We start from the raw sequence: 23,206 nt of genomic DNA on the forward strand, positions 1-23,206 counted from the left end.
CACGACGGACGTGACGGGCACGATCGATCTGCCGGCCGACAAGGAAATGGTTCTGCCGGGCGACAACGTGACGATGACCGTCAAGCTGCTGGCCCCGATCGCCATGGAAGAAGGTCTGCGTTTCGCCATCCGTGAAGGCGGCCGTACCGTCGGCGCCGGCGTGGTCGCCAAGATCATCGCCTAAGCAGTCTCCAGAGTGGATAGAGCGGATTTTTCAATCCCTCTATCCATTCTTGCAGTAAAAGTAGTATGATGTATGGTTCCGCGAGCTGATATGGCGCGGAAAGCAGCGGTGAAGAGCGGCTGCGAACTAATGCAAGTGTTTTAGGGGCATAGCTCAATTGGCAGAGCGTCGGTCTCCAAAACCGAAGGTTGTAGGTTCGATTCCTACTGCCCCTGCCACCGCCAGGATAAACCCGCGGGAGATCATCGCGAGTTACGCATTCACGGCGGCTCGCGTCGCAAAATGTCTAATACCAGCGTAGAAACCGTAACCAGTACCGCCGACCGGGTCAAGCTCGGGCTGGCGGTTCTTGTCGTTATTGCTGGCATCGTCGGGTTCTCCGTGCTCAGCGCGCAGCCGATGCCTGCTCGTATCGGCGTGTTCGTCGCCGGCCTCGTGATCGCCGCCGTGATCGCGTGGTTCAGCGAGCCGGGCCGCCGCACCCTGAGCTTCGCGAGCGAATCCTACAACGAAGTCAAGCGTGTCTCGTGGCCCACGCGCAAGGAAACGACCCAGATGACGGGCATCGTTTTCGCGTTCGTGGCGATCATGGGCATTTTCATGTGGGTGCTCGACAAGGGCATCGAATGGATTCTCTACGGCCTGTTGTTGGGCTGGAAATAAGGACGGCGAATGAGTAAGCGTTGGTATGTCGTCCATGTGTACTCCGGCATGGAAAAAAGCGTACACAAGGCCCTGAACGAGCGCATCGAGCGCGCAGGCCTGCAAACGTCGTTTGGCCGCATTCTTGTGCCCTCCGAGGAAGTCGTCGAGGTCAAGGGCGGTCAGAAGTCGATCACCGAGCGCCGCATTTTCCCCGGTTATGTCCTGGTTGAAATGGACCTGACCGACGAAACGTGGCACCTGGTCAAGAACACCAACCGCGTCACCGGCTTTCTGGGTGGCTCGGGCAATCGTCCGACCCCGATTTCCGAAAAGGAAGTCGAAAAGATCCTCTCCCAGATGGAAGAGGGCGTCGAGAAACCCCGCCCCAAGATCCTGTTCGAAGTGGGCGAGATGGTTCGGGTCAAGGAAGGTCCGTTTGCGGACTTCAACGGCAACGTCGAAGAAGTCAACTACGAAAAGAGCAAGGTGCGTGTGTCGGTCACCATTTTTGGTCGCGCCACCCCCGTCGAGCTCGATTTCAGCCAGGTCGAAAAGACCTGATTTCAACCCCCGGGGAGCTTCGGGCCTGAACGGCGCGAAGCGATATAACCCGCAAGGAGCAAAGCATGGCGAAGAAGATCGTCGGCTTTATCAAGCTGCAAGTGCCGGCTGGTAAGGCTAACCCCTCCCCCCCGATCGGTCCGGCGCTGGGTCAGCGCGGCCTGAACATCATGGAATTCTGCAAGGCGTTCAACGCCAAGACGCAGGGCATGGAGCCCGGTCTGCCGATTCCGGTGGTGATCACCGCCTTCGCGGACAAGAGCTTCACCTTCATCATGAAGACCCCGCCCGCGACGGTCCTCATCAAGAAGGCCGCTGGCGTGCAAAAGGGTTCGGCCAAGCCGCATACCGACAAGGTCGGCACGCTGACCCGCGCTCAAGCCGAAGAAATCGCCAAGACCAAGAGTCCGGACCTGACGGCTGCCGACATGGAAGCCGCCGTCCGCACCATCGCTGGCAGCGCCCGCAGCATGGGCATCACGGTTGAGGGGATCTAATCATGGCAAAACTGTCCAAGCGCGCCGCCGCCATTGCGCAGAAGATCGACCGCACCAAGCTGTACCCGGTCGCTGAAGCCCTGACCCTGGTCAAGGAAACCGCCGTCGCCAAGTTCGACGAGTCCATCGACGTGGCCGTGCAACTCGGCATCGACCCGAAGAAGTCGGACCAGCTGGTCCGCGGTTCGGTCGTGCTGCCCGCCGGCACCGGCAAGTCGGTCCGCGTGGCCGTGTTCGCCCAGGGCGACAAGGCTGAAGCCGCCAAGGCCGCCGGCGCCGACATCGTCGGCCTGGACGACCTGGCCGAGCAGATCAAGGCCGGTCAGATGGACTTCGACGTGGTCATCGCCTCGCCCGACACGATGCGTGTCGTGGGCGCCCTGGGTCAGATCCTGGGCCCCCGTGGCCTGATGCCGAACCCGAAGGTCGGCACCGTGACCCCCGACGTCGCCACCGCCGTCAAGAACGCCAAGGCCGGTCAGGTTCAGTACCGCACCGACAAGGCCGGCATCATCCACGCCACGATCGGCCGCGCGTCGTTCGGCGTGGAACAGCTGCAAACCAACCTGGCCGCTCTGGTCGACGCCCTGCAAAAGGCTCGTCCCGCTGCTGCCAAGGGCATTTACCTGCGCAAGCTGGCCGTCTCGTCCACGATGGGCGGCGGTGCGCGCGTGGAAATCGCCTCGCTGTCGGCCTGAGTCCGACAGTAGTAAACGTACTTTGGGCCGCATCCGGAGTTCTCCGGATGCTGCTGTCAAAGACCGCTGGAGCAGGGTGGTTCAAGCCGTACCGGGCCACCCCGCTTAATCCCGAAGCTCACATAGTTCGGATCCAGCGTAGACGGCGTCCCCAGGAAGATTTCTTTACCCGAAGAACTCGACCAGGCGCCGCATTCGGTTGACGCGCAAGGCATTCGCCCCAGGCGTCTTTTGATGGAGTGTTCAAACCGTGAGTCTCAATCGTCAAGAGAAAGCGGTGGTGATCGAGGAAGTCTCGGCTGAAGTTGCCAAGGCTCAATCGATCGTTATCGCCGAGTACCGTGGTCTGGACGTCGCCTCTGTCACCGTACTGCGCAAAACTGCGCGTGAATCGGGCGTGTATCTGCGTGTTCTGAAGAACTCGCTGGCCCGTCGTGCCGTTGCCGGCACGGCTTTCGAGCCGTTGGCCGAGCAACTGACCGGTCCGCTGATCTACGGTATCAGCGCCGATCCGGTCGCGGCGGCCAAGGTCCTCGCAGGTTTCGCGAAAAGCAATGACAAGCTGGTCATCAAGGCGGGCTCGCTGCCCAACAGCCTGTTGAACCAAGAAGGCGTGAAGGCCCTGGCCACCATGCCCTCGCGCGAAGAGTTGCTGTCGAAACTGCTGGGCACCATGCAAGCCCCCATCGCGCAATTCGTGCGTACGCTCAACGAAGTTCCGACCAAGTTCGCCCGTGGCCTCGCCGCCGTGCGCGACCAGAAGGCTGCGGCTTAATCCCCGCCCTTCCCGGAATTCGCTGAACGACCGAGCGACACCCAAACCCTGGCATTACCAAAATATTTGGAGTTCTTAAAAATGGCACTTAACAAAGCTGAAATCCTTGACGCCATCGCTGGCATGACCGTGCTCGAACTGTCCGAGCTGATCAAGGAAATGGAAGAGAAGTTCGGCGTGTCGGCTGCTGCCGCCGCTGTCGCTGTCGCTGCTCCCGCCGCTGGTGGCGCCGCCGCCGCTGCTGAAGAGCAGACCGAGTTCACCGTTGTCCTGGCTGAAGCCGGCGCCAACAAGGTTTCCGTCATCAAGGCCGTGCGCGAGCTGACCGGTCTGGGCCTGAAGGAAGCCAAGGACCTGGTCGACGGCGCTCCGAAGCCCGTCAAGGAAGGCGTTGCCAAGGCTGACGCCGAAGCCGCCAAGAAGAAGCTGGAAGAAGCTGGCGCCAAGGTCGAAGTCAAGTAAGACCTGCGTCAACTTGCCCGGGGACAGCGCAGTTTGCAGTCCCCGGGCTTTTGCGTTTCCAGGAAACCCCTACTGGGGGAATGCCCTTTTCAGGGGGGTTTCCTGGAGTCGTATCACCTGGGGCCGTGGTTGACGGCCCATGCAACCTCGAGTCGGAGTGCTCATGCCTTACTCGTACACCGAAAAAAAGCGCATCCGCAAAAGCTTCGCCAAGCGTGAAGACGTTCAAAACGTTCCCTTCCTGCTGGCGACTCAGCTTCAATCCTACCTAACTTTCCTGCAGGCGGATACCGCCCCGTCCGAACGCGTAGCCGACGGTTTGCAGGCGGCGTTCTCGTCGATTTTCCCGATCGTTAGTCACAACGGTATGGCGCGCTTGGAGTTCGTGAGCTATGTGCTCGGCGAACCGGTGTTCGATGTCAAGGAATGTCAGCAACGTGGCCTGACCTATGCCTCGCCCCTGCGAGCCAAGGTCCGCCTGGTGCTGCTTGACCGCGAAGTCAGCAAGCCCACCGTCAAGGAAGTGAAGGAACAGGAAGTCTACATGGGCGAGATTCCGCTCATGACCAGCACCGGTTCCTTCGTCATCAACGGTACCGAGCGCGTCATCGTGTCGCAGCTGCACCGTTCGCCCGGCGTGTTCTTCGAGCACGACCGCGGCAAGACCCACAGCTCCGGCAAGCTGCTGTTCTCGGCCCGCGTGATTCCCTACCGCGGCTCGTGGCTGGACTTCGAGTTCGACCCCAAGGACATCCTGTTCTTCCGCGTCGACCGCCGCCGCAAGATGCCCGTCACGATCCTGTGCAAGGCCATCGGCATGACGCCGGAATCGATCCTGGCCAACTTCTTCGACTTCGACAACTTCGAACTGAAGAGCGAAGGCGCGATGATGGAATTCGTGCCCGAGCGCTGGAAGGGCGAAATGGCCCGTTTCGACATCTCGGACCGCTCCGGCAAGGTCATCGTCGAGAAGGACAAGCGCATCAACGCCAAGCACCTGCGCGACCTGGCTGCCGGCGGCATCCAGCGCATCTCCGTGCCGGAAGACTTCCTGTACGGCCGCGTGCTGGCCAAGAACATCGTTGATCCGGACACCGGCGAAGTCATCGCCAACGCCAACGACGAGATCACCGAAAGCGTGCTGGGCGCGCTGCGCGCCGCCAACGTCCACGACATCCAGACGCTCTACACGAACGACCTGGACCGCGGTCCCTACATCTCGCAGACCCTGCGCACCGACGAGACCGCCGACCAGATGGCCGCGCGCGTCGCGATCTACCGCATGATGCGTCCCGGCGAGCCGCCCACCGAAGAAGCGGTGGAGGCCCTGTTCCAGCGCCTGTTCTACAGCGAAGAAACCTACGACCTGTCGCGCGTGGGCCGCATGAAGGTCAACAGCCGTCTGGGCCGTGGCGAAGACACCAGCGGTCCGATGACGCTGACCAACGAGGACATCCTCGAAACCATCAAGGTGCTGGTCGAGCTGCGTAACGGCCGTGGCCAGATCGACGACATCGATCACCTGGGCAACCGCCGCGTGCGCTGTGTGGGCGAACTGGCCGAGAACCAGTTCCGCGCCGGCCTGGTGCGCGTCGAGCGCGCCGTCAAGGAACGTCTGGGCCAGGCCGAGACGGAAAACCTGATGCCGCACGACCTGATCAACTCCAAGCCGATCTCGGCCGCCATCAAGGAGTTCTTCGGTTCGAGCCAGCTGTCGCAGTTCATGGACCAGACCAACCCGCTGTCGGAAATCACGCACAAGCGCCGTGTTTCCGCACTGGGCCCGGGCGGTCTGACCCGCGAGCGCGCCGGCTTCGAAGTCCGCGACGTGCACCCGACCCACTACGGCCGCGTCTGCCCGATCGAAACGCCGGAAGGCCCGAACATCGGCCTGATCAACTCCATGGCGCTGTACGCCCGCCTGAACGAGTACGGCTTCCTGGAAACGCCTTACCGCAAGATCATCGACGGCAAGGTCAGCGACCAGATCGATTACCTGTCGGCCATCGAGGAAAGCCACTACGTCATCGCGCAGGCCAACGCCGCGCTCGACGACGAAGGCCGCTTCGTGGACGACCTGGTCGCCTGCCGTGAAGCCGGCGAAACCATGCTGACCGCGCCGGCCAACGTGCACTACATGGACGTGGCTCCGTCGCAGATCGTGTCGGTCGCCGCCTCGCTGATTCCGTTCCTGGAGCACGACGACGCGAACCGCGCGCTGATGGGCGCCAACATGCAGCGTCAGGCCGTGCCTTGCCTGCGTCCGGAAAAGCCGGTCGTGGGTACGGGCATCGAGCGCACCGTGGCCGTCGACTCGGGCACCACCGTGCAGGCGCTGCGCGGCGGCCTGGTCGACCACGTCGACGCCGAGCGTGTCGTGATCCGCGTGAACGATGAAGAAAACGTCGCCGGCGAAGTCGGCGTCGACATCTACAACCTGATCAAGTACACCCGTTCCAACCAGAACACCAACATCAACCAGCGTCCCATCGTCAAGCGCGGCGACCGGGTCGCCAAGGGTGACGTGCTGGCCGACGGCGCATCGACCGACCTGGGCGAACTCGCCCTGGGTCAGAACATGCTGATCGCGTTCATGCCCTGGAACGGCTACAACTTCGAAGACTCGATCCTGATCTCGGAAAAGGTCGTGGCCGATGACCGCTACACCTCGGTGCACATCGAGGAACTGACGGTCGTGGCCCGCGACACCAAGCTCGGACCTGAGGAAATCACGCGCGACATCAGCAACCTGGCGGAAACCCAGCTGAACCGCCTGGACGATTCCGGCATCTGCTACATCGGCGCCGAAGTCAGCGCCGACGACGTGCTGGTCGGCAAGGTCACGCCCAAGGGCGAGACCCAGCTGACGCCGGAAGAAAAGCTGCTGCGCGCCATCTTCGGCGAGAAGGCCTCCGACGTTAAGGACACCTCGCTGCGCGTGCCCTCGGGCATGACCGGCACCGTGATCGACGTGCAGGTGTTCACCCGCGAAGGCATCGTGCGCGACAAGCGCGCCCAGTCCATTATCGACGATGAACTGCGCCGCTATCGCCAGGACCTGAACGACCAGCTGCGCATCGTCGAGAACGACCAGTTCGACCGTATCGAGAAGATGCTGGTCGGCAAGACCGTCAACGGCGGCCCGCGCAAGCTGGCCAAGGGCGCCACGATCACCAAGGCCTACCTGGCTGACCTGGACCGCTGGCAGTGGTTCGACATCCGTCTGGCCGACGAGCCCCACGCCGTGGTGCTGGAGCAGGCCAAGGAATCGCTCGAGCAGAAGCGCCACCAGTTCGACCTGGCTTTCGAAGAGAAGCGCAAGAAGCTGACGCAGGGCGACGAGCTGCCCCCGGGCGTGCTGAAGATGATCAAGGTCTACCTGGCCGTCAAGCGTCGTCTGCAGCCCGGCGACAAGATGGCCGGCCGCCACGGCAACAAGGGCGTGGTCTCGCGCATCACCCCGGTGGAAGACATGCCGCACATGGCTGACGGCACGCCGGCCGACATCGTTCTGAACCCGCTGGGCGTGCCCTCGCGGATGAACGTCGGCCAGGTGCTGGAAGTCCATCTGGGCTGGGCCGCCAAGGGCGTGGGCCATCGCATCGCCGACATGCTGCGCGACGAGCGCACCGCGCAGGTCAAGAACGTCCGCGCCTACCTGGACAAGGTCTACAACACGACCGGCACCGGCGCGCGCATCGACGAGCTGACCGACGACGAAGTCATGGAAATGGCCCAGAACCTCAAGAACGGCGTGCCGTTCGCGACGCCCGTCTTCGACGGCGCGACCGAAGAGGAAATCACCAAGATGCTGGAACTGGCCTATCCGGACGACGTCGCCAAGCGCATGGCGCTGACGCCGTCGCGCACGCAGGCGTGGCTGTTCGACGGCCGCACCGGCGAGCAGTTCGAGCGTCCCGTGACCGTCGGCTACATGCACTACCTGAAGCTGCACCACCTGGTCGACGACAAGATGCACGCGCGTTCGACCGGCCCGTACTCCTTGGTTACCCAGCAGCCGCTGGGCGGCAAGGCGCAGTTCGGCGGCCAGCGTTTCGGGGAAATGGAAGTGTGGGCGCTGGAAGCATACGGCGCCGCCTACACCCTGCAGGAAATGCTGACGGTGAAGTCCGACGACATCACCGGCCGCACCAAGGTATACGAAAACATCGTCAAGGGCGATCACGTCATCGACGCCGGCATGCCGGAATCGTTCAACGTGCTGGTCAAGGAAATCCGCTCGTTGGCCCTGGACATGGATTTGGAGCGTAACTAATGAAAGCGCTACTCGACCTCTTTAAGCAAGTCTCGCAAGACGAGCAGTTCGATGCCATCAAGATCGGCATCGCCTCGCCCGAGAAGATCCGTTCGTGGTCTTACGGCGAAGTTCGCAAGCCCGAGACCATCAACTACCGTACGTTCAAGCCCGAGCGCGACGGCCTGTTCTGCTCCAAGATCTTCGGCCCGATCAAGGACTACGAGTGCCTGTGCGGCAAGTACAAGCGCCTGAAGCACCGCGGCGTGATCTGCGAGAAGTGCGGCGTGGAAGTCACCGTCGCCAAGGTCCGCCGTGAACGCATGGGCCACATCGAGCTGGCCAGCCCGGTCGCGCACATCTGGTTCCTGAAGAGCCTGCCCTCGCGTCTGGGCATGGTGCTCGACATGACCCTGCGCGACATCGAACGCGTGCTGTACTTCGAAGCCTGGTGCGTGATCGAACCCGGCATGACGCCGCTCAAGCGCGGCCAGATCATGTCGGACGACGATTTCCTCGCCAAGACCGAAGAGTACGGCGACGACTTCCGTGCCCTGATGGGCGCGGAGGCCGTGCGCGAACTGCTGCGCACCATCGACATCGACCGCGAAGTGGAAACGCTGCGCGGCGAACTGAAGGCCACCAGCTCGGAAGCCAAGATCAAGAAGATCTCCAAGCGCCTGAAGGTGCTGGAAGGCTTCCAGAAGTCCGGCATCAAGGCCGAGTGGATGGTCATGGAAGTGCTGCCCGTGCTGCCGCCGGACCTGCGTCCGCTGGTGCCGCTGGACGGCGGCCGCTTCGCGACCTCCGACCTGAACGACCTGTACCGCCGCGTCATCAACCGCAACAACCGTCTGAAGCGCCTGCTGGAGCTGAAGGCGCCGGAAATCATCCTGCGCAACGAAAAGCGCATGCTGCAGGAAGCCGTCGACTCGCTGCTGGACAACGGCCGCCGCGGCAAGGCCATGACCGGCGCCAACAAGCGCCAGCTCAAGTCGCTGGCCGACATGATCAAGGGCAAGAGCGGCCGCTTCCGTCAGAACCTGCTGGGCAAGCGCGTCGACTACTCGGGCCGTTCGGTCATCGTGGTGGGTCCGCAGCTCAAGCTGCACCAGTGCGGCCTGCCCAAGCTGATGGCCCTGGAACTGTTCAAGCCGTTCATCTTCAACCGCCTGGAGATGATGGGCCTGGCCACGACCATCAAGGCCGCCAAGAAGCTGGTGGAAAGCCAGGAACCGGTGGTCTGGGACATCCTGGAAGAAGTCATCCGCGAACACCCGGTCATGCTCAACCGTGCGCCCACGCTGCACCGTCTGGGCATCCAGGCGTTCGAGCCGGTGCTGATCGAAGGCAAGGCCATCCAGCTGCACCCGCTGGTCTGCGCGGCGTTCAACGCCGACTTCGACGGCGACCAGATGGCCGTCCACGTGCCGCTGTCGCTGGAAGCCCAACTCGAAGCCCGCACCCTGATGCTGGCCTCGAACAACGTGCTGTTCCCGGCCAACGGCGAACCGTCGATCGTGCCGTCGCAGGACATCGTGCTGGGTCTGTACTACACGACCCGCGAGCGCATCAACGGCAAGGGCGAAGGCATCTTCTTCATGGACGTCGCTGAAGTCCAGCGCGCCTATGACAACGGCGAAGTCGAGCTGCAGTCGCGCATCACCGTGCGCCTGAAGGAGCACGAGCGCGACGAGAACGGTGAATGGCAGCCGGTGATCCGCCGCCACGAAACCACGGTCGGCCGCGCGCTGCTGTCGGAAATCCTGCCCAAGGGCCTGCCCTTCACCGTCCTGAACAAGGCGCTGAAGAAGAAGGAAATCTCGCGCCTGATCAACCAGTCGTTCCGCCGCTGCGGCCTGCGCGACACGGTGATCTTCGCCGACAAGCTGATGCAGTCGGGCTTCCGCCTGGCCACGCGCGGCGGTATCTCCATCGCCATGGGCGACATGCTGATCCCGACCGCCAAGGAAGGCATCCTGGCCGAAGCCAGCCGCGAAGTGAAGGAAATCGACAAGCAGTACTCGTCGGGTCTGGTCACGTCCCAGGAACGCTACAACAACGTGGTGGACATCTGGGGCAAGGCCGGCGACAAGGTCGGCAAGGCGATGATGGAACAACTGGCCACCGAGCCCGTGATCAACCGTCACGGCGAAGAAGTGCGCCAGGAATCGTTCAACTCCATCTACATGATGGCTGACTCGGGCGCCCGCGGTTCGGCCGCCCAGATCCGCCAGCTCGCCGGCATGCGCGGCCTGATGGCCAAGCCGGACGGCTCGATTATCGAAACGCCGATTACCGCGAACTTCCGTGAAGGCCTGAACGTGCTTCAGTACTTCATCTCGACTCACGGTGCGCGTAAGGGTCTGGCCGACACGGCGCTGAAGACCGCGAACTCGGGTTACCTGACCCGCCGTCTGGTCGACGTGACGCAGGACCTGGTGATCACCGAGGACGATTGCGGCACGTCGCAGGGCTACAACATGAAGGCCCTGGTCGAAGGCGGCGAAGTCATCGAACCGCTGCGCGACCGTATCCTGGGCCGCGTCGCGGCCGTGGACATCGTCAACCCGGACACGCAGGAAACGGCCATCGTCGCCGGCACCCTGCTGGACGAAGACATGGTCGACACCATCGACCGCATCGGCGTGGACGAAGTCAAGGTCCGCACCCCGCTGACCTGCGAAACGCGCCACGGCCTGTGCGCGCACTGCTACGGCCGCGACCTCGGCCGCGGCACCTCGGTCAACCAGGGCGAAGCGGTCGGCGTCATCGCCGCCCAGTCCATCGGCGAACCGGGCACGCAGCTCACGATGCGTACGTTCCACATCGGTGGCGCGGCTTCGCGTTCGGCCCTGGCCAGCGCGGTCGAAACCAAGTCCAGCGGCACCGTCGGCTTTGCCAGCACGATGCGCTACGTCACCAACGCCAAGGGTGAACGCGTGGCCATCTCGCGTTCCGGCGAACTGGCGATCTTCGACGACAACGGCCGCGAACGCGAACGCCACAAGATCCCGTACGGCGCGACCGTGCTGGTGGGCGATGGCGAGGCCGTCAAGGCCGGCGCCCGCCTGGCGACGTGGGACCCGCTGACCCGTCCGATCGTGTCGGAATACGGCGGCGCCGTGCGCTTCGAGAACATCGAAGAAGGCGTGACCGTGGCCAAGCAGGTCGACGAAGTCACCGGCCTGTCCACGCTGGTCGTGATCACGCCCAAGACCCGTGGCGGCAAGATCGTCATGCGTCCGCAGATCAAGCTGGCCAACGAGAACGGCGAAGACGTCAAGATCGCCGGCACCGATCACTCGGTGAACATCTCGTTCCCGGTGGGCGCGCTGATCACGGTGCGCGACGGCCAGCAGGTTGCCGTGGGTGAAGTCCTGGCGCGTATTCCGCAGGAATCGCAAAAGACCCGCGACATTACCGGCGGTCTGCCGCGCGTGGCCGAGCTGTTCGAAGCCCGTTCGCCCAAGGACGCCGGCATGCTGGCCGACGTCACCGGCACGGTCTCGTTCGGCAAGGACACCAAGGGCAAGCAGCGCCTGGTCATCACCGACCTGGAAGGCGTCAGCCACGAGTTCCTGATTCCGAAGGAAAAGCAGGTGCTGGTGCACGACGGCCAGGTGGTGAACAAGGGCGAAATGATCGTGGACGGCCCGGCCGATCCCCACGACATCCTGCGCCTGCAAGGCATCGAGAAGCTGGCGACCTACATCGTCGACGAAGTGCAGGACGTCTACCGTCTGCAGGGCGTGAAGATCAACGACAAGCACATCGAAGTGATCGTGCGCCAGATGCTGCGCCGCGTGAACATCGTGGACGCCGGCGATACCGAGTTCATCCCGGGCGAGCAGGTCGAGCGCTCCGAGCTGCTCAACGAGAACGATCGCGTTACGGCCCAGGACCTGCGTCCTGCCACGTACGAGAACGTGCTGCTCGGTATCACCAAGGCGTCGCTGTCGACCGACTCGTTCATCTCGGCCGCTTCGTTCCAGGAAACCACCCGCGTCCTGACCGAAGCCGCCATCATGGGCAAGCGCGACGACCTGCGCGGCTTGAAGGAAAACGTCATCGTCGGCCGCCTGATCCCGGCCGGCACCGGCCTGGCCTACCACCATGCCCGCAAGGACAAGGAAGCGCTGGAGGCCGCGGAACGCGAAGCCGCCCGCCAGCTGGCCAACCCGTTCGAAGACTCGCCGGTCACGGTGGGCTCGGATACGGAAACGCCGGCTTCCGACCTGGGCACGGACGACGCCGAGCAGTAAACCGGTACTGGCGGGACCTCCCGCCAGCAAAAAGGCCGCTGATTGTTATCAGCGGCCTTTTTTTTGCCTTGAAGAAGCGGGACCAGGCCTACTTCGCGGCCTGCGCCTGGGCGCGCTGGAATGCCGGGCCCCAGACCGGGTGGCCGGCCTCGTTGGGCGCCAGCACGAAAGCGGGGTCGAGCGCGAGAATGCGCGAGAAGCTGTCCTGGCAGAGCTGGGGATAGCGGCTGACGCAATAGCTGAACGCCTGCAGCTTGTACGCTTCGATGCGCACGGCCTTGGTGGAAGTCGCCAGGGTGTCCGAGGTGGCCACGGTGCGGATCACGTCGCCGTAGCGGCCCGCGCTGTATTTCTCGCGCACTTGTTGCAATTGATCCAGCGCTTCGGCGGTCGGCGGACCTTCCGGCTGCATGGAAGTAAGACCGGCACAGCCCGTCAGGAGGGCGGATAAGCCAAGCAGACTACTCAAAACGCGAATTTTCATGGGCTTCCAAAGAGGTAGGGAGTTGATGCCATACGCTATCGTGCCACAGCCTGATGCGCTCGGACATTTTCGGCAATGTCCTTGTGTGGCGGATTGGATAATATTCGCCCTATCCACTTTTGATACCGTATTCGCGCCGTGGCGCAGCTCTCAATCATGTCTCCTACCGCCGGCCTGCCGATGCCGCGTGGCCCGTTTTCCGGCGCCGCGCCGCTCGCGCTGCGCCCCTTGAGCGCCATCGCCGCCAGCACCGCGGGCGGCGTGCCCCAGGCGCGCATCAAACGGCTCCTGTCCGACCTCCTGCCGTCCCTGATCGCCCTGCACGGGCAGGGCGAAATCTGCGGCGACATCTCGCTGGAAACGGTGGGGATGGACGAAAACGCGCGGGCCCACCTGGTGCCCGAACTCATCGTGGCCCGTTCGCGCCGCGTCACCCGCAGTCCGTCGGCCGGCTTCGCGCCGTTCGAGCTCTATACCGATTCAATGGAATGGCCGCGCGGCCCCTGGAGCGACATCTACGCGCTGTGCGCCGTCATGCACGCGCTGGTCACCGGCCGCCGGCCGCCGCCGGCGCCCGAGCGCCGGGCGGAAGACACCTACCAGCCGCTGGTCTCCCTCGATCTGCCCAAGTACAGCCAGGATTTCCTGGCGGTGATCGACGCCGGCCTGTCGATGGCCCCGGCCGACCGCCCGCAGACGCTGGACGAACTGGCCGAGATGCTGGGCGTGGCCGCGCAGCCCGAGGCCGCGCCCGCGCCGGCCGAAGCGAACGAGGCGGCCGCGGCCCAGGCGCTGCCCGCCGCGGCCGCCGCCACCTCGCAGCGTCCCGCGCGCGGTCGCCGCGTGCTGTTGTGGCTGCTGCTCATCGCGGCCCTGATCGGCGCCGGCGTCTACGCGTGGCAGCAGTACGGCCCCGGCGCGCAGAACGCGCTGATCACCCGTTCCGAACTGGTGCAGCCGAATCCGCCCGCGGTCCATCCCTTGCCGCAGGCCGCGCCGGAGCCGGCGCCCGCGCCGGTCGTCCCGCCGGGCCCTGCGCCCGCGCCCCAGCCGTCCGAACCGCCCGCGCCGGCCGGCGCCAATGCCGCGGCCGCGGAAAATCCGGCGCCGGCCGACACGCCCGCGCCGCCGGCGGCGGCGCCCGAGGCCGAGCAGCCCGAAGCGCCGGCGGCGGCCGCCGCCGAAGAGGCTCCCAAGCCCAAGCCCGTGCCCGTGCTGGTGCGGCTCGACATACGTCCGTGGGGCGAGGTGTGGATCAATGGGGTGGCGCGCGGCGTCAGCCCGCCGGTCAAGGAGCTGCGGCTGATTCCGGGCAAGTACCAGGTGGTGCTGCGCAATGCCGGCCTGCCGCCGTACCGCATGACCCTGGAGGTCAAGGCCGGCCGCCCGGCGCTGATCTCCCACACCTTCCAGTAGGCGCTACGCCATCGGCAGGCGCAGCGTGAAGACCGAGCCGGCGCCCGGCTCGCTGCTGACTTCCACCGAGCCGCCGTGGCGTTCGGCCACGGTGCGCACGAACGCCAGCCCCAGGCCCGCGCCGCCCACGTCGCCGCGGGTATCGACGCCGACGCGCGAGAACGGCTCGAACAGCCGGGCCAGGTCTTCGGCCGCGATGCCCTGGCCCTGGTCGCGGATGGCGGCGCGCCAGAAGCCCGGCTCTTCGTCTATGCCGCACTCGATGCGGGTCTGCGCGGGGCTGTACTTGATCGCGTTGTCGATCAGGTTGCACAGCGCGCGCATCAGCAGGGTCTGGTCGCCGCGCACATAGGCCGCGGGCAAGGGCAGGCGCAACTCCAGCGCGATGCCGCGCTTTTGCGCCGAGGCCCAGAATTCGTCCGCGGCGTCCTGCAGCAGGCTGCCCAGGTCCAGTTCCACGGCGCTGATGACCATGGACTCGGCGCGCGTCAGGTGCACGAAGTCGTCGACCAGGTGCAGCGTGCGCCGCGCCAGCATGGCGATGCGGTCCAGCGTGGCGCCGTGGTCGCCCTGCGCCGCGCCTTCCTGCTTCATTTCCACCAGCGCCAGGATGGAGCTCTGCGGCGCGCGCATGTCGTGCGAGATGAAGCGCAAGGTCTCTTCGCGCTGGCGTTCGGCCTGGCGGATGCGGGAGATGTCGGTCAGCGTGGCGACGGTGCCGGCGAAGTTGCCCTCGGCGGTATGGATGGGCGCGCATTTCAGGATCAGATCGCGTCCCGCATGGTCGCGCAGTTCCAGGTCCGCGCTCCACGGCGAGCCGGCGGCGGCCGGCCCCTGGCCGCTCAGCGCTTCGGCCACGCGCTGGCGCGTGGCGGGATCGGAGATGGTCTTTTCCAGCAGGTGGATGGCCGGGCGGCCCACGCGCGGCGGCCGCATGCCCAGGCGCTGGAAGTACATGACGGCGGCCCGGTTGCGGAATTGCATGCGCCCGTCCTGGTCGAACACCAGCGTGGCGTCGGGCATGCCGTCCAGGCCGTCGGCCAGGAAGCGCCGCAGGTTGCGCACGCGCGCCAGCGCGCGGCGCAGTTCGCCGACGCGGCTTTCGAGCGAAGCGCTGGGCCCCGCGGCCTGGGCGCGCGCCTCGTTCATCACCGGCGGGTACTCGCGCTGCAGGCGGCGCAATTCATTGTCCATGTAGCGCAGCGCCGCTTCCTGGCTGCGCCAGCTCCACAAGGGATAGCACAGCGCCACCCCCAGCAGCGCCGCCGAGGGCGCGAACCAGAAGCGGCCATAGGCCAGAAACAGCAGCGCCGCCAGCAGGATGCTGGCCAGCAGCCCGACACAGACCAGCAGCGCGCGCTTGGGCGACAGCCGCCACAAGGCCAGGCAGGCCAGCATCACCGGCAGCGCCGAGAACAGCGCGCTCCACCAGGCCGGCGGCTGCACGTACGCGATGTCCTCGCGCGCCGCGTGCAGCAGGTTGGCGATGATCTCCACTCCCGACATGCCGCTGACGTCATGCGAGACGGGCGTCGGATAGGCGTCGCCCAGGCCGGTGGCCCAGGCGCCCACCAGCACGTACTTGCCGCGCAGTTCATCGGGCGGGATATCGCCGCGCAGCACCGACAGGTACGACACCGTGCGCACATGCGCGGTGGGGCCGGCGTAGGGAATCAGGATGCTGCCGTCCGGCGCGGCGCGCCGCAGCAGCCGCTGCGCCTGTTGCGCCTGGCCGCCGACCTCCAGCATCGACAGGGCCAGGTGCTGCCAGCGTCGGTCGTTCACGTGCGCGGCCAGCGTGGCCGCGCGCACCACGCCGTCGGAATCGATGCGCGCATTGATGAAGCCCAGGCCGGCGGCGGCCTGCGCCAGCGGCGCGATGGGAGCGTTGACGGCGGAGGGATGGTCCAGCCGGTTCAGCACGACAGGCAGCACCGTGCGGCCGTTGCGCCGGATGCTGTCGGCCAGGAAGCGGTCGTCGTCCGAATAGACCCCGTCCGCTTCGCCGAAGATCAGGTCCAGCCCCACGGCGCGGGCGCCATGCAGCCGGTCCAGCAGCGCCGCGTGGACCGCGCGCCGCCAGGGCCAGCGGCCCAGTGCGTCGATGCTGGCGTCGTCGATCGCCACGATCAGGATGTCGGGATCGGCGCCGCGGCCCGTCACCGAGACGGCACGGTCGTAGAGGATCTGGTCGACCCGGCCGAGTCCGTTGAACCAGCCCAGGACCGCGGCCAGCAGCGCCAGCGCCAACGTCAGCCATAGCCCTGAGCGCGAGGTCCGGTCCTGCGGATCGGCGGCGGCCATGAGGGTCCTTGCGGCGCTAGTACTCGGTGAGCGTGATGAAGCCACCCGTGCCGCTGGCCACGCCCAGCCCGTAGGCGGTCATGAGCTGGTTGGCGCCTTCGAAGGTCGCGACCGCGTCCTTGCCGCTCAGGCCCAGGTCGTCCACGGCCCGCACCGATACGTAATACGTGCCCGGCCCGGGCGCGGAGAAGCGGATGTCCTGGTTGTCGGGAAAGTCGGCCGACGATACCGGCAGGGCGCCTTCGGCGTCGCGCGAGACCCGCACCAGATAGCTGCGGGCGCCGGCCACGGGCGAGACCGGGGCGGTCCATACGCCGCCGCCGGCGCGCGCGGGTTCGCCCAGGTGCGGCGCGGGGAGGAGGGCCCGCATGCCGGCGACCGTGCCGTCGGCGCCGACCGCCGCGCCATAACCCTTGGCCACGGCCACCGGCCTGGCCGGGCGCGCGCCCGGGGCGTGGGGCTGCAGGCGGACGCTGCCGTCCAGCACCTCGCTGTGCACGCCCTGCGCGCTGCTCTGCACGCGGAAACGCGTGCCGCGCACCCCGGTCACCGCCACCGGCGTGCGGACCTCGAAGCGGCCCACGCCTTCGCCGGCGGGCGCCACCGAAGACTCGACGCCGCCACGGCGCACCTCGACGATGGAATCGGTCAGCGCCGTGCCTTCGAACTGGCGCAGGCGGGTCAGTTCGACCGCGCCGCCGGCCGGCAGGGTGAGCTTGGAGCCATCGGCCAGTTCCAGCGTGACGAAGCCGTTGGCGGCGGTGGACACGGTGCTGCCTTCGGCCACCGCGTCGCCGGCGCGCAGCGATTTGCCGTCGAGCTCGGCCTGGCCGCTGACGTGCACCACGCGCGCGCTGGCCGGGCGCACGGGAATCATGGAAAGCGGAATGTGCAGTTCCAGGCCGATGGGCAGCAATTCCGGCGTCACCACGCGGTTCAGGCTCTGCAGCGGGCCCCAGTTGGCCTGGTTGCGCGTGTAGCGGGTGGCCAGGTCGATGAGGGTGTCGCCCTGGCGCACGCGATAGATGAAATCGTCGCCGAGCGCGCCCGCCGGCTGGCTGTGCGCCGGCGCCAGGATGCTCAGGCAGGAAATCAGGGCAAGCAAAGAAAGCGCGCGGCAGCGGCTCATGACTAGCGGTTCTCCAGGGGTGCGCGCGGGGGCGCTTACAGTGGATGGGCGGGCGCGTCTTCGGCCGGGCTGGTCAGTTCCAGCCGGTAGCCCAGCGCGTAGGAAGAAGACAGGCGCACGCCGTGCTCGGGGCGCAGCTGGAGCTTTTGCCGGATGTTCGACAAATGGGTGTCCAGCGTGCGCGAGGTGGCCGGGATCTCCCGGTTCCAGACGCACTCGGCCAGCACGTCGCGCGACATGAGGCGGCCGATATTGCGGAAAAACAGCAGCGCCAGATCGAATTCCTTGGGAGCCAGCGCGACCGGCGCGCCGTCCAGGGAAATCGTGCGCGCGCCCGGCTCGATGCGGTAGCGGGCGACCTCGAAGCCCTCGCGGACGGGCTCGGAGATCTGGCTGCGGCGCAGCAGCGCGGCCACGCGCGCCAGCAGTTCCTGGGGGCGCAGCGGCTTGACGATGTAATCGTCGGCGCCCGCGCGCAGGCCCTCGACCAGGTCGTCCTCGCTGGAGCGGTTGGTCAGGAAGATCACGGGAATGCGCGCGCCGATATTGGCGCGCAGCCAGCGCACTACGTCGTCGCCGTCGATATCGGGCAGGTGCCAGTCCAGCAATACCAGGTCGAAATGCTCCGTGCGCAGTGCGGCCAGGAGATCCCGGCTTTGCTGGTAGCTGGCGCAGGAGTATCCGGCGGTGGTCAAGACTTGCTGGATGCGGCGGGCTTGGTCCAGGTCATCTTCCAGCGACGCGATTTTCATCAGACGTGTTCTCGCGAAGGTTTGCTACGCAAGCGCGCGCTATGGCGCCCTACTGCAAGAGGGTAAGGGAATTCGTGTAAACGAATGATAACTCGGGCTGTGTCCCCGCTGGCTACGTTATGCCAAGAACTGTCAAACATTGCAAAGTTGACGAATCTTGACTGGAGTTGTTGCGCAACACCGCGCCACACTGTCTCAAACATCCCACTACCAGAGGCACTGGAGGGAATCGACCGTATTGCTGAGTGGAACAAACATGAATCAATTGTGCGTACTTATGATGTCGCCGGACGAAGCGGCCCGCGGGGCGGCCGTGTCCGCGCTGCTGCAGGCCGGCATATCGGCGCGCGGCTGTTCGACGTCCCTGGAGCTGTTCGGATTGCTCAACGGCGGCGCCTATGACGTCGTGATCCTGGACGTGGGCGCGCTGGGCGAGATCGGCTACGCCCTGGTGGCGCGGCTGCATGGCTCCTCGTCCCTGGGCATCGTGGTGACGGGCGCCGACCTGTCGGTCGACGGCCGCCTGCGCTGCCTGCAAAGCGGCGCCGACGCCTGCCTGCCCGAGCCGCAGGACCCGCGCGAGCTGGCCTGCATCCTGCTGGCGCTGGCGCGCCGCCTGCCGCCCGGCCGCGCGGGAGCCGGAGCGGAAGCGCCCGGCAACGGCCAATGGGAGCTGCGCGACCAGGGCTGGACCCTGGCCTCGCCCAGCGGCACCACCATTTCGCTGTCGGCCAACGAGCGTCTGGTCGTGCGTTCGCTGCTTGAAGTGGCGGGCAGGGCGGTCGGGCGCACCGAGCTGGGCGAAGGCCTGCAGGTCGAAGGCGGCAGCGCGCGCGCCAGCGGTTCGCGCAGCATCGACGTGATCGTCAGCCGCCTGCGGCGCAAGGCCGAGCTGGCCGGCGTGATCCTGCCGATCCGCACCGTCTACGGCAGCGGCTACCTGTTCGCCGACCAGTAAAAAACCGGCGCAAACCGGCGCGCGCGGGGCTACACTGATCGCTGCCGCCGCATACGTGGAAACCCGGACCGGGCGGCGCGGCCCGCGACCCGGATCTGCGGTTTATGCGGCCCCAATTTTCATGACCGGCGCCTAACTGGCCGTCTTCTGCCGGCAACATGCCGTCTGGCAGGGTTTACAAATTTCTTTGACAGTGCGCCCGAATCTCAGTTATGCTAAAGGGCTAACTGCTTTATCTCGCGCGCAAAATCTGTACGCGGTAGGGTTTGGAAGTTCGGGTCATGGGCGAAGGTGCGTCACGAGCCATTCAAGCATGATCCGCCAGGCGGGGGGCTGGTACTCCCGCGGCGACTTCCCTGCCGCATCCGGTTTTGTGCGTTTTGTCACAGTTTGTTGGCAAGCCCGCTCTTTTACGTATTCGAACGTTTGAGGCGGTTTTGCGCGAACTGCCTGCTCCGGAGGCTCTCCGCCTCGGGACACTAGTACGAAAGTACTTACCAGTGGTACGTAAAAGGGATTTCAAAGGTCATGCCTACCATTAGCCAACTCGTGCGCAAGCCGCGCGAAGTCAGCATCATCAAAAGCAAGAGCCCCGCGCTCGAAAACTGCCCGCAACGCCGCGGCGTGTGCACTCGCGTGTACACCACCACCCCCAAGAAGCCGAACTCCGCTCTGCGTAAGGTTGCCAAAGTGCGTCTGACCAACGGTTACGAAGTCATTTCGTACATCGGCGGCGAAGGCCACAACCTGCAAGAGCACTCGGTGGTTCTGGTGCGTGGCGGTCGTGTGAAGGACTTGCCCGGTGTGCGTTATCACATCGTGCGCGGTTCCCTCGACCTGCAAGGCGTCAAGGATCGTAAGCAAGCCCGCTCGAAGTACGGCGCCAAGCGCCCGAAGAAGGCCTGATAACGAATCGGTAGTACCCCGAAGTGGCGGAAGTCCGTCACCAGGGAAGTGCAACCGCGCCATCCGCATACAGGAAGGTGCGCGGCACGTAAGGGGTCGTCCCATTGGGCGGCCATGGCCGTGTAATGAAGCACGGTTCAACTGAACAGACACAAGGAAGCAACAATGCCCCGTCGTCGCGAAGTACCCAAGCGCGAGATTCTGCCCGATCCCAAGTTCGGCAGCGTCGAGCTCGCCAAGTTCATGAACGTCGTCATGCTGGACGGCAAGAAGGCCGTCGCCGAGCGCATCGTCTATGGCGCCCTCGAGCAAGTCGCCACCAAGACCGGCAAGGAGCCGATCGAGGTGTTCAGCCTGGCGATCAACAACATCAAGCCGATCGTCGAAGTCAAGAGCCGCCGCGTGGGCGGTGCCAACTACCAAGTGCCGGTTGAAGTGCGCCCCGTGCGCCGCCTGGCCCTGGCTATGCGTTGGCTCCGTGAAGCCGCCAAGAAGCGTGGCGAAAAGTCGATGGATCTGCGCCTTGCTGGCGAACTGATCGACGCATCCGAAGGACGTGGCGCCGCGATGAAGAAGCGCGAAGACACGCACAAGATGGCCGAGGCCAACAAGGCCTTCAGCCATTTCCGCTGGTAATTTAAGGACTAACCCACCATGGCCCGCAAAACCCCGATCGAGCGCTATCGCAACATTGGTATCTCTGCGCACATCGATGCAGGGAAAACCACCACGACCGAACGTATCCTGTTCTACACCGGCGTCAATCACAAGATTGGCGAAGTGCATGATGGCGCAGCCACCATGGACTGGATGGAGCAAGAACAAGAGCGTGGCATCACCATTACGTCGGCTGCTACGACGGCGTTTTGGCGTGGCATGGCTAAGAACTACCCCGAGCACCGCATCAACATCATCGACACCCCGGGACACGTGGACTTCACCATCGAGGTGGAGCGTTCCATGCGCGTCCTGGACGGCGCCTGCATGGTGTACTGCGCGGTGGGCGGCGTTCAGCCGCAGTCCGAAACCGTGTGGCGTCAGGCCAACAAGTACGGCGTGCCGCGTCTGGCCTTCGTCAACAAGATGGACCGCACCGGCGCCAACTTCTTCAAGGTCTATGACCAGCTGAAGACGCGCCTGCGCGCCAACCCCGTGCCCGTGGTGATCCCCATCGGCGCCGAAGACACCTTCAAGGGCGTCATCGACCTCGTCAAGATGAAAGCGATCATCTGGGACGAAGCCAGCCAGGGCATCAAGTTCGAGTACGAAGACATCCCGGCCGAGCTGCAGAGCACCGCTGAAGAGTGGCGCGAAAAGCTGGTCGAGGCTGCCGCCGAATCGTCCGAGGAACTGATGAACAAGTACCTCGAGACCGGCGCGCTGGAAGAAGCCGAGATCAACCTGGCCATCCGCCAGCGCACCATCGCCGGCGAAATCCAGCCGATGCTGTGCGGCACCGCCTTCAAGAACAAGGGCGTGCAGCGCATGCTCGACGCCGTCATCGACTACCTGCCCTCGCCCGTGGACATCCCGCCGGTCGAAGGCACCGATGACGCCGGCAACGAAGTCAAGCGCCAAGCCGACGACGGCGAGAAGTTCTCGGCCCTGGCGTTCAAGCTGATGACGGACCCGTTCGTCGGTCAGCTGACCTTCGTGCGCGTGTACTCGGGCGTCCTGAAGTCGGGCGACACCGTGTACAACCCGGTCAAGGGCAAGAAGGAACGTATCGGCCGCATCCTGCAGATGCACGCGAACAACCGCGAGGAAATCAAGGAAGTTCTGGCTGGCGACATCGCCGCCGTCGTGGGCCTGAAGGACGTGACCACCGGCGAAACGCTGTGCGACGTCGACTCGCACGTGACGCTGGAGCGCATGGAGTTCCCCGAGCCCGTGATTTCGCAGGCCGTGGAACCCAAGTCCAAGGCCGACCAGGAAAAGATGGGCCTGGCGCTGTCGCGCCTGGCGCAGGAAGACCCGTCGTTCCGCGTGCGCAGCGACGAAGAATCCGGCCAGACCATCATTTCCGGCATGGGCGAGCTGCACCTGGAAATTCTGGTCGACCGCATGAAGCGCGAATTCGGCGTGGAAGCGAACGTCGGCAAGCCCCAGGTGGCCTACCGCGAAACCATCCGCAAGACCTGCGAGGAAGTCGAAGGCAAGTTCGTCAAGCAGTCGGGCGGTCGCGGCCAGTACGGTCACGTGGTCCTGAAGGTCGAACCGCTGGAGCCGGGCGGCGGCTACGAGTTCGTGGACGCCATCAAGGGCGGCGTGGTGCCGCGCGAGTTCATCCCCGCGGTGGACAAGGGCATCCAGGAAACGCTGCCTTCGGGCATCCTGGCCGGCTACCCGGTCGTGGACGTCAAGGTCACGCTGTTCTTCGGTTCGTACCACGACGTGGACTCGAACGAAAACGCGTTCAAGATGGCCGGCTCGATGGCGTTCAAGGAAGGCATGCGCAAGGCCAGCCCTGTGCTGCTGGAACCGATGATGGCCGTTGAAGTCGAAACGCCTGAAGATTACGCCGGCACCGTGATGGGCGATCTGTCCTCGCGTCGCGGCATGGTCCAGGGCATGGACGACATGGTTGGCGGCGGCAAGACCATCAAGGCCGAAGTTCCGCTGGCCGAGATGTTCGGTTACGCCACGAACCTGCGTTCGCTGACGCAAGGTCGTGCCACGTACACGATGGAATTCAAGCATTACTCCGAGGCCCCCAAGAACGTCGCTGACGAAGTCATCGCCGCTCGGGCCAAGTAAATAACCCTCGCCGCGTCCGCCCACAAGGCGGCGCGGCAAATATCGAAATTTCCTTGAAAGTCAAAGGATAGAGATCATGGCAAAAGGCAAGTTTGAACGCACCAAGCCGCACGTGAACGTCGGCACCATCGGTCACGTCGACCACGGCAAGACCACCC

General features: G+C 65.1%; 17 protein-coding genes, 1 tRNA gene and 2 pseudogenes. 16 read left to right on the top strand and 4 right to left on the bottom strand.

Annotation, left to right across the window (positions count from 1 at the left end):
* The 10 genes and pseudogenes from A6B37_RS25765 to rpoC all read left to right on the top strand — a co-directional run.
* A pseudogene (locus A6B37_RS25765) lies at positions 1 to 184 on the top strand (elongation factor Tu); the annotation flags it as partial.
* Positions 185 to 326: 142 nt separating this feature from the next.
* A tRNA-Trp gene (locus A6B37_RS25770) sits at positions 327 to 402 on the top strand.
* 64 nt (positions 403 to 466) lie between these two features.
* A complete protein-coding gene (secE, locus tag A6B37_RS25775; protein ID WP_102775011.1) occupies positions 467 to 847 on the top strand; it encodes a preprotein translocase subunit SecE in 381 nt (126 codons plus the stop codon).
* Between the two features lie 9 nt (positions 848 to 856).
* Positions 857 to 1,390 carry a transcription termination/antitermination protein NusG gene (nusG, locus tag A6B37_RS25780; RefSeq protein WP_006389586.1) on the top strand — a complete coding sequence of 178 codons (534 nt, stop codon included), beginning with the start codon at positions 857 to 859 and terminating at the stop codon, positions 1,388 to 1,390.
* Between the two features lie 65 nt (positions 1,391 to 1,455).
* Complete coding sequence (gene rplK / locus A6B37_RS25785) at positions 1,456 to 1,887, top strand: 50S ribosomal protein L11 (RefSeq protein WP_102775012.1); 432 nt, start codon at positions 1,456 to 1,458, stop codon at positions 1,885 to 1,887.
* A 2-nt stretch (positions 1,888 to 1,889) separates the two neighbouring features.
* The gene (gene rplA, locus A6B37_RS25790; protein ID WP_102775013.1) at positions 1,890 to 2,585 is read left to right on the top strand and encodes a 50S ribosomal protein L1; all 696 of its coding nucleotides are present in this window, start codon (positions 1,890 to 1,892) and stop codon (positions 2,583 to 2,585) included.
* A gap of 250 nt (positions 2,586 to 2,835) precedes the next feature.
* Positions 2,836 to 3,360, top strand: a complete 525-nt coding sequence (gene rplJ, locus A6B37_RS25795) for a 50S ribosomal protein L10 (protein ID WP_054459366.1) — start codon at positions 2,836 to 2,838, stop codon at positions 3,358 to 3,360.
* 81 nt (positions 3,361 to 3,441) lie between these two features.
* Complete coding sequence (gene rplL, locus A6B37_RS25800; protein ID WP_006389590.1) at positions 3,442 to 3,822, top strand: 50S ribosomal protein L7/L12; 381 nt, start codon at positions 3,442 to 3,444, stop codon at positions 3,820 to 3,822.
* Positions 3,823 to 3,985: 163 nt separating this feature from the next.
* Entirely contained in the window at positions 3,986 to 8,098 is a 4,113-nt protein-coding gene (gene rpoB, locus A6B37_RS25805; protein WP_111827320.1) for a DNA-directed RNA polymerase subunit beta, read from the top strand.
* Positions 8,098 to 12,342: a DNA-directed RNA polymerase subunit beta' gene (gene rpoC, locus A6B37_RS25810; RefSeq protein WP_111827321.1), complete on the top strand. Its 4,245-nt coding sequence runs from the start codon at positions 8,098 to 8,100 to the stop codon at positions 12,340 to 12,342. The genes rpoB and rpoC overlap by 1 nt, the downstream gene beginning before the upstream one ends.
* Before the next feature lie 88 nt (positions 12,343 to 12,430).
* Here the strand turns inward: rpoC and A6B37_RS25815 are convergent, their stop codons facing one another.
* Complete coding sequence (locus tag A6B37_RS25815; protein WP_102775016.1) at positions 12,431 to 12,826, bottom strand: TssQ family T6SS-associated lipoprotein; 396 nt, start codon at positions 12,824 to 12,826, stop codon at positions 12,431 to 12,433.
* Positions 12,827 to 12,982: 156 nt separating this feature from the next.
* Between A6B37_RS25815 and A6B37_RS25820 the strand changes: the two genes are divergently transcribed.
* Positions 12,983 to 14,242 (top strand): serine/threonine protein kinase, encoded by a 1,260-nt coding sequence (locus A6B37_RS25820; RefSeq protein WP_111827322.1) that lies wholly within the window; start codon positions 12,983 to 12,985, stop codon positions 14,240 to 14,242.
* 3 nt (positions 14,243 to 14,245) lie between these two features.
* Here the strand turns inward: A6B37_RS25820 and A6B37_RS25825 are convergent, their stop codons facing one another.
* Genes A6B37_RS25825 through A6B37_RS25835 form a run of 3 tightly spaced genes read right to left on the bottom strand, consistent with a single transcriptional unit; the run spans position 14,246 to position 18,427 of the window.
* Positions 14,246 to 16,546 (bottom strand): CHASE2 domain-containing protein, encoded by a 2,301-nt coding sequence (locus A6B37_RS25825; protein WP_111827323.1) that lies wholly within the window; start codon positions 16,544 to 16,546, stop codon positions 14,246 to 14,248.
* 16 nt (positions 16,547 to 16,562) lie between these two features.
* Positions 16,563 to 17,675 (bottom strand): FecR domain-containing protein, encoded by a 1,113-nt coding sequence (locus tag A6B37_RS25830; RefSeq protein ID WP_111827324.1) that lies wholly within the window; start codon positions 17,673 to 17,675, stop codon positions 16,563 to 16,565.
* Between the two features lie 35 nt (positions 17,676 to 17,710).
* Positions 17,711 to 18,427, bottom strand: coding sequence for a response regulator transcription factor (locus tag A6B37_RS25835; protein ID WP_111827325.1), 717 nt, complete (start codon positions 18,425 to 18,427; stop codon positions 17,711 to 17,713).
* Between the two features lie 256 nt (positions 18,428 to 18,683).
* Between A6B37_RS25835 and A6B37_RS25840 the strand changes: the two genes are divergently transcribed.
* From A6B37_RS25840 to A6B37_RS25860, 5 genes and pseudogenes are all read left to right on the top strand, one after another.
* A complete protein-coding gene (locus A6B37_RS25840; RefSeq protein WP_102775020.1) occupies positions 18,684 to 19,385 on the top strand; it encodes a response regulator transcription factor in 702 nt (233 codons plus the stop codon).
* Positions 19,386 to 19,913: 528 nt separating this feature from the next.
* A complete protein-coding gene (gene rpsL, locus A6B37_RS25845) occupies positions 19,914 to 20,291 on the top strand; it encodes a 30S ribosomal protein S12 (protein ID WP_005017264.1) in 378 nt (125 codons plus the stop codon).
* Between the two features lie 165 nt (positions 20,292 to 20,456).
* Positions 20,457 to 20,927, top strand: coding sequence for a 30S ribosomal protein S7 (gene rpsG / locus A6B37_RS25850; RefSeq protein WP_006389600.1), 471 nt, complete (start codon positions 20,457 to 20,459; stop codon positions 20,925 to 20,927).
* Between the two features lie 18 nt (positions 20,928 to 20,945).
* Entirely contained in the window at positions 20,946 to 23,048 is a 2,103-nt protein-coding gene (fusA, locus tag A6B37_RS25855) for an elongation factor G (protein ID WP_102775021.1), read from the top strand.
* A gap of 76 nt (positions 23,049 to 23,124) precedes the next feature.
* Positions 23,125 to 23,206: pseudogene (locus A6B37_RS25860) on the top strand (elongation factor Tu); the annotation flags it as partial.

Source organism: Achromobacter sp. HZ01 (assembly GCF_003267925.1).
In the GTDB taxonomy this organism is placed as follows: Bacteria; Pseudomonadota; Gammaproteobacteria; order Burkholderiales; family Burkholderiaceae_B; genus Achromobacter; species Achromobacter pulmonis_A.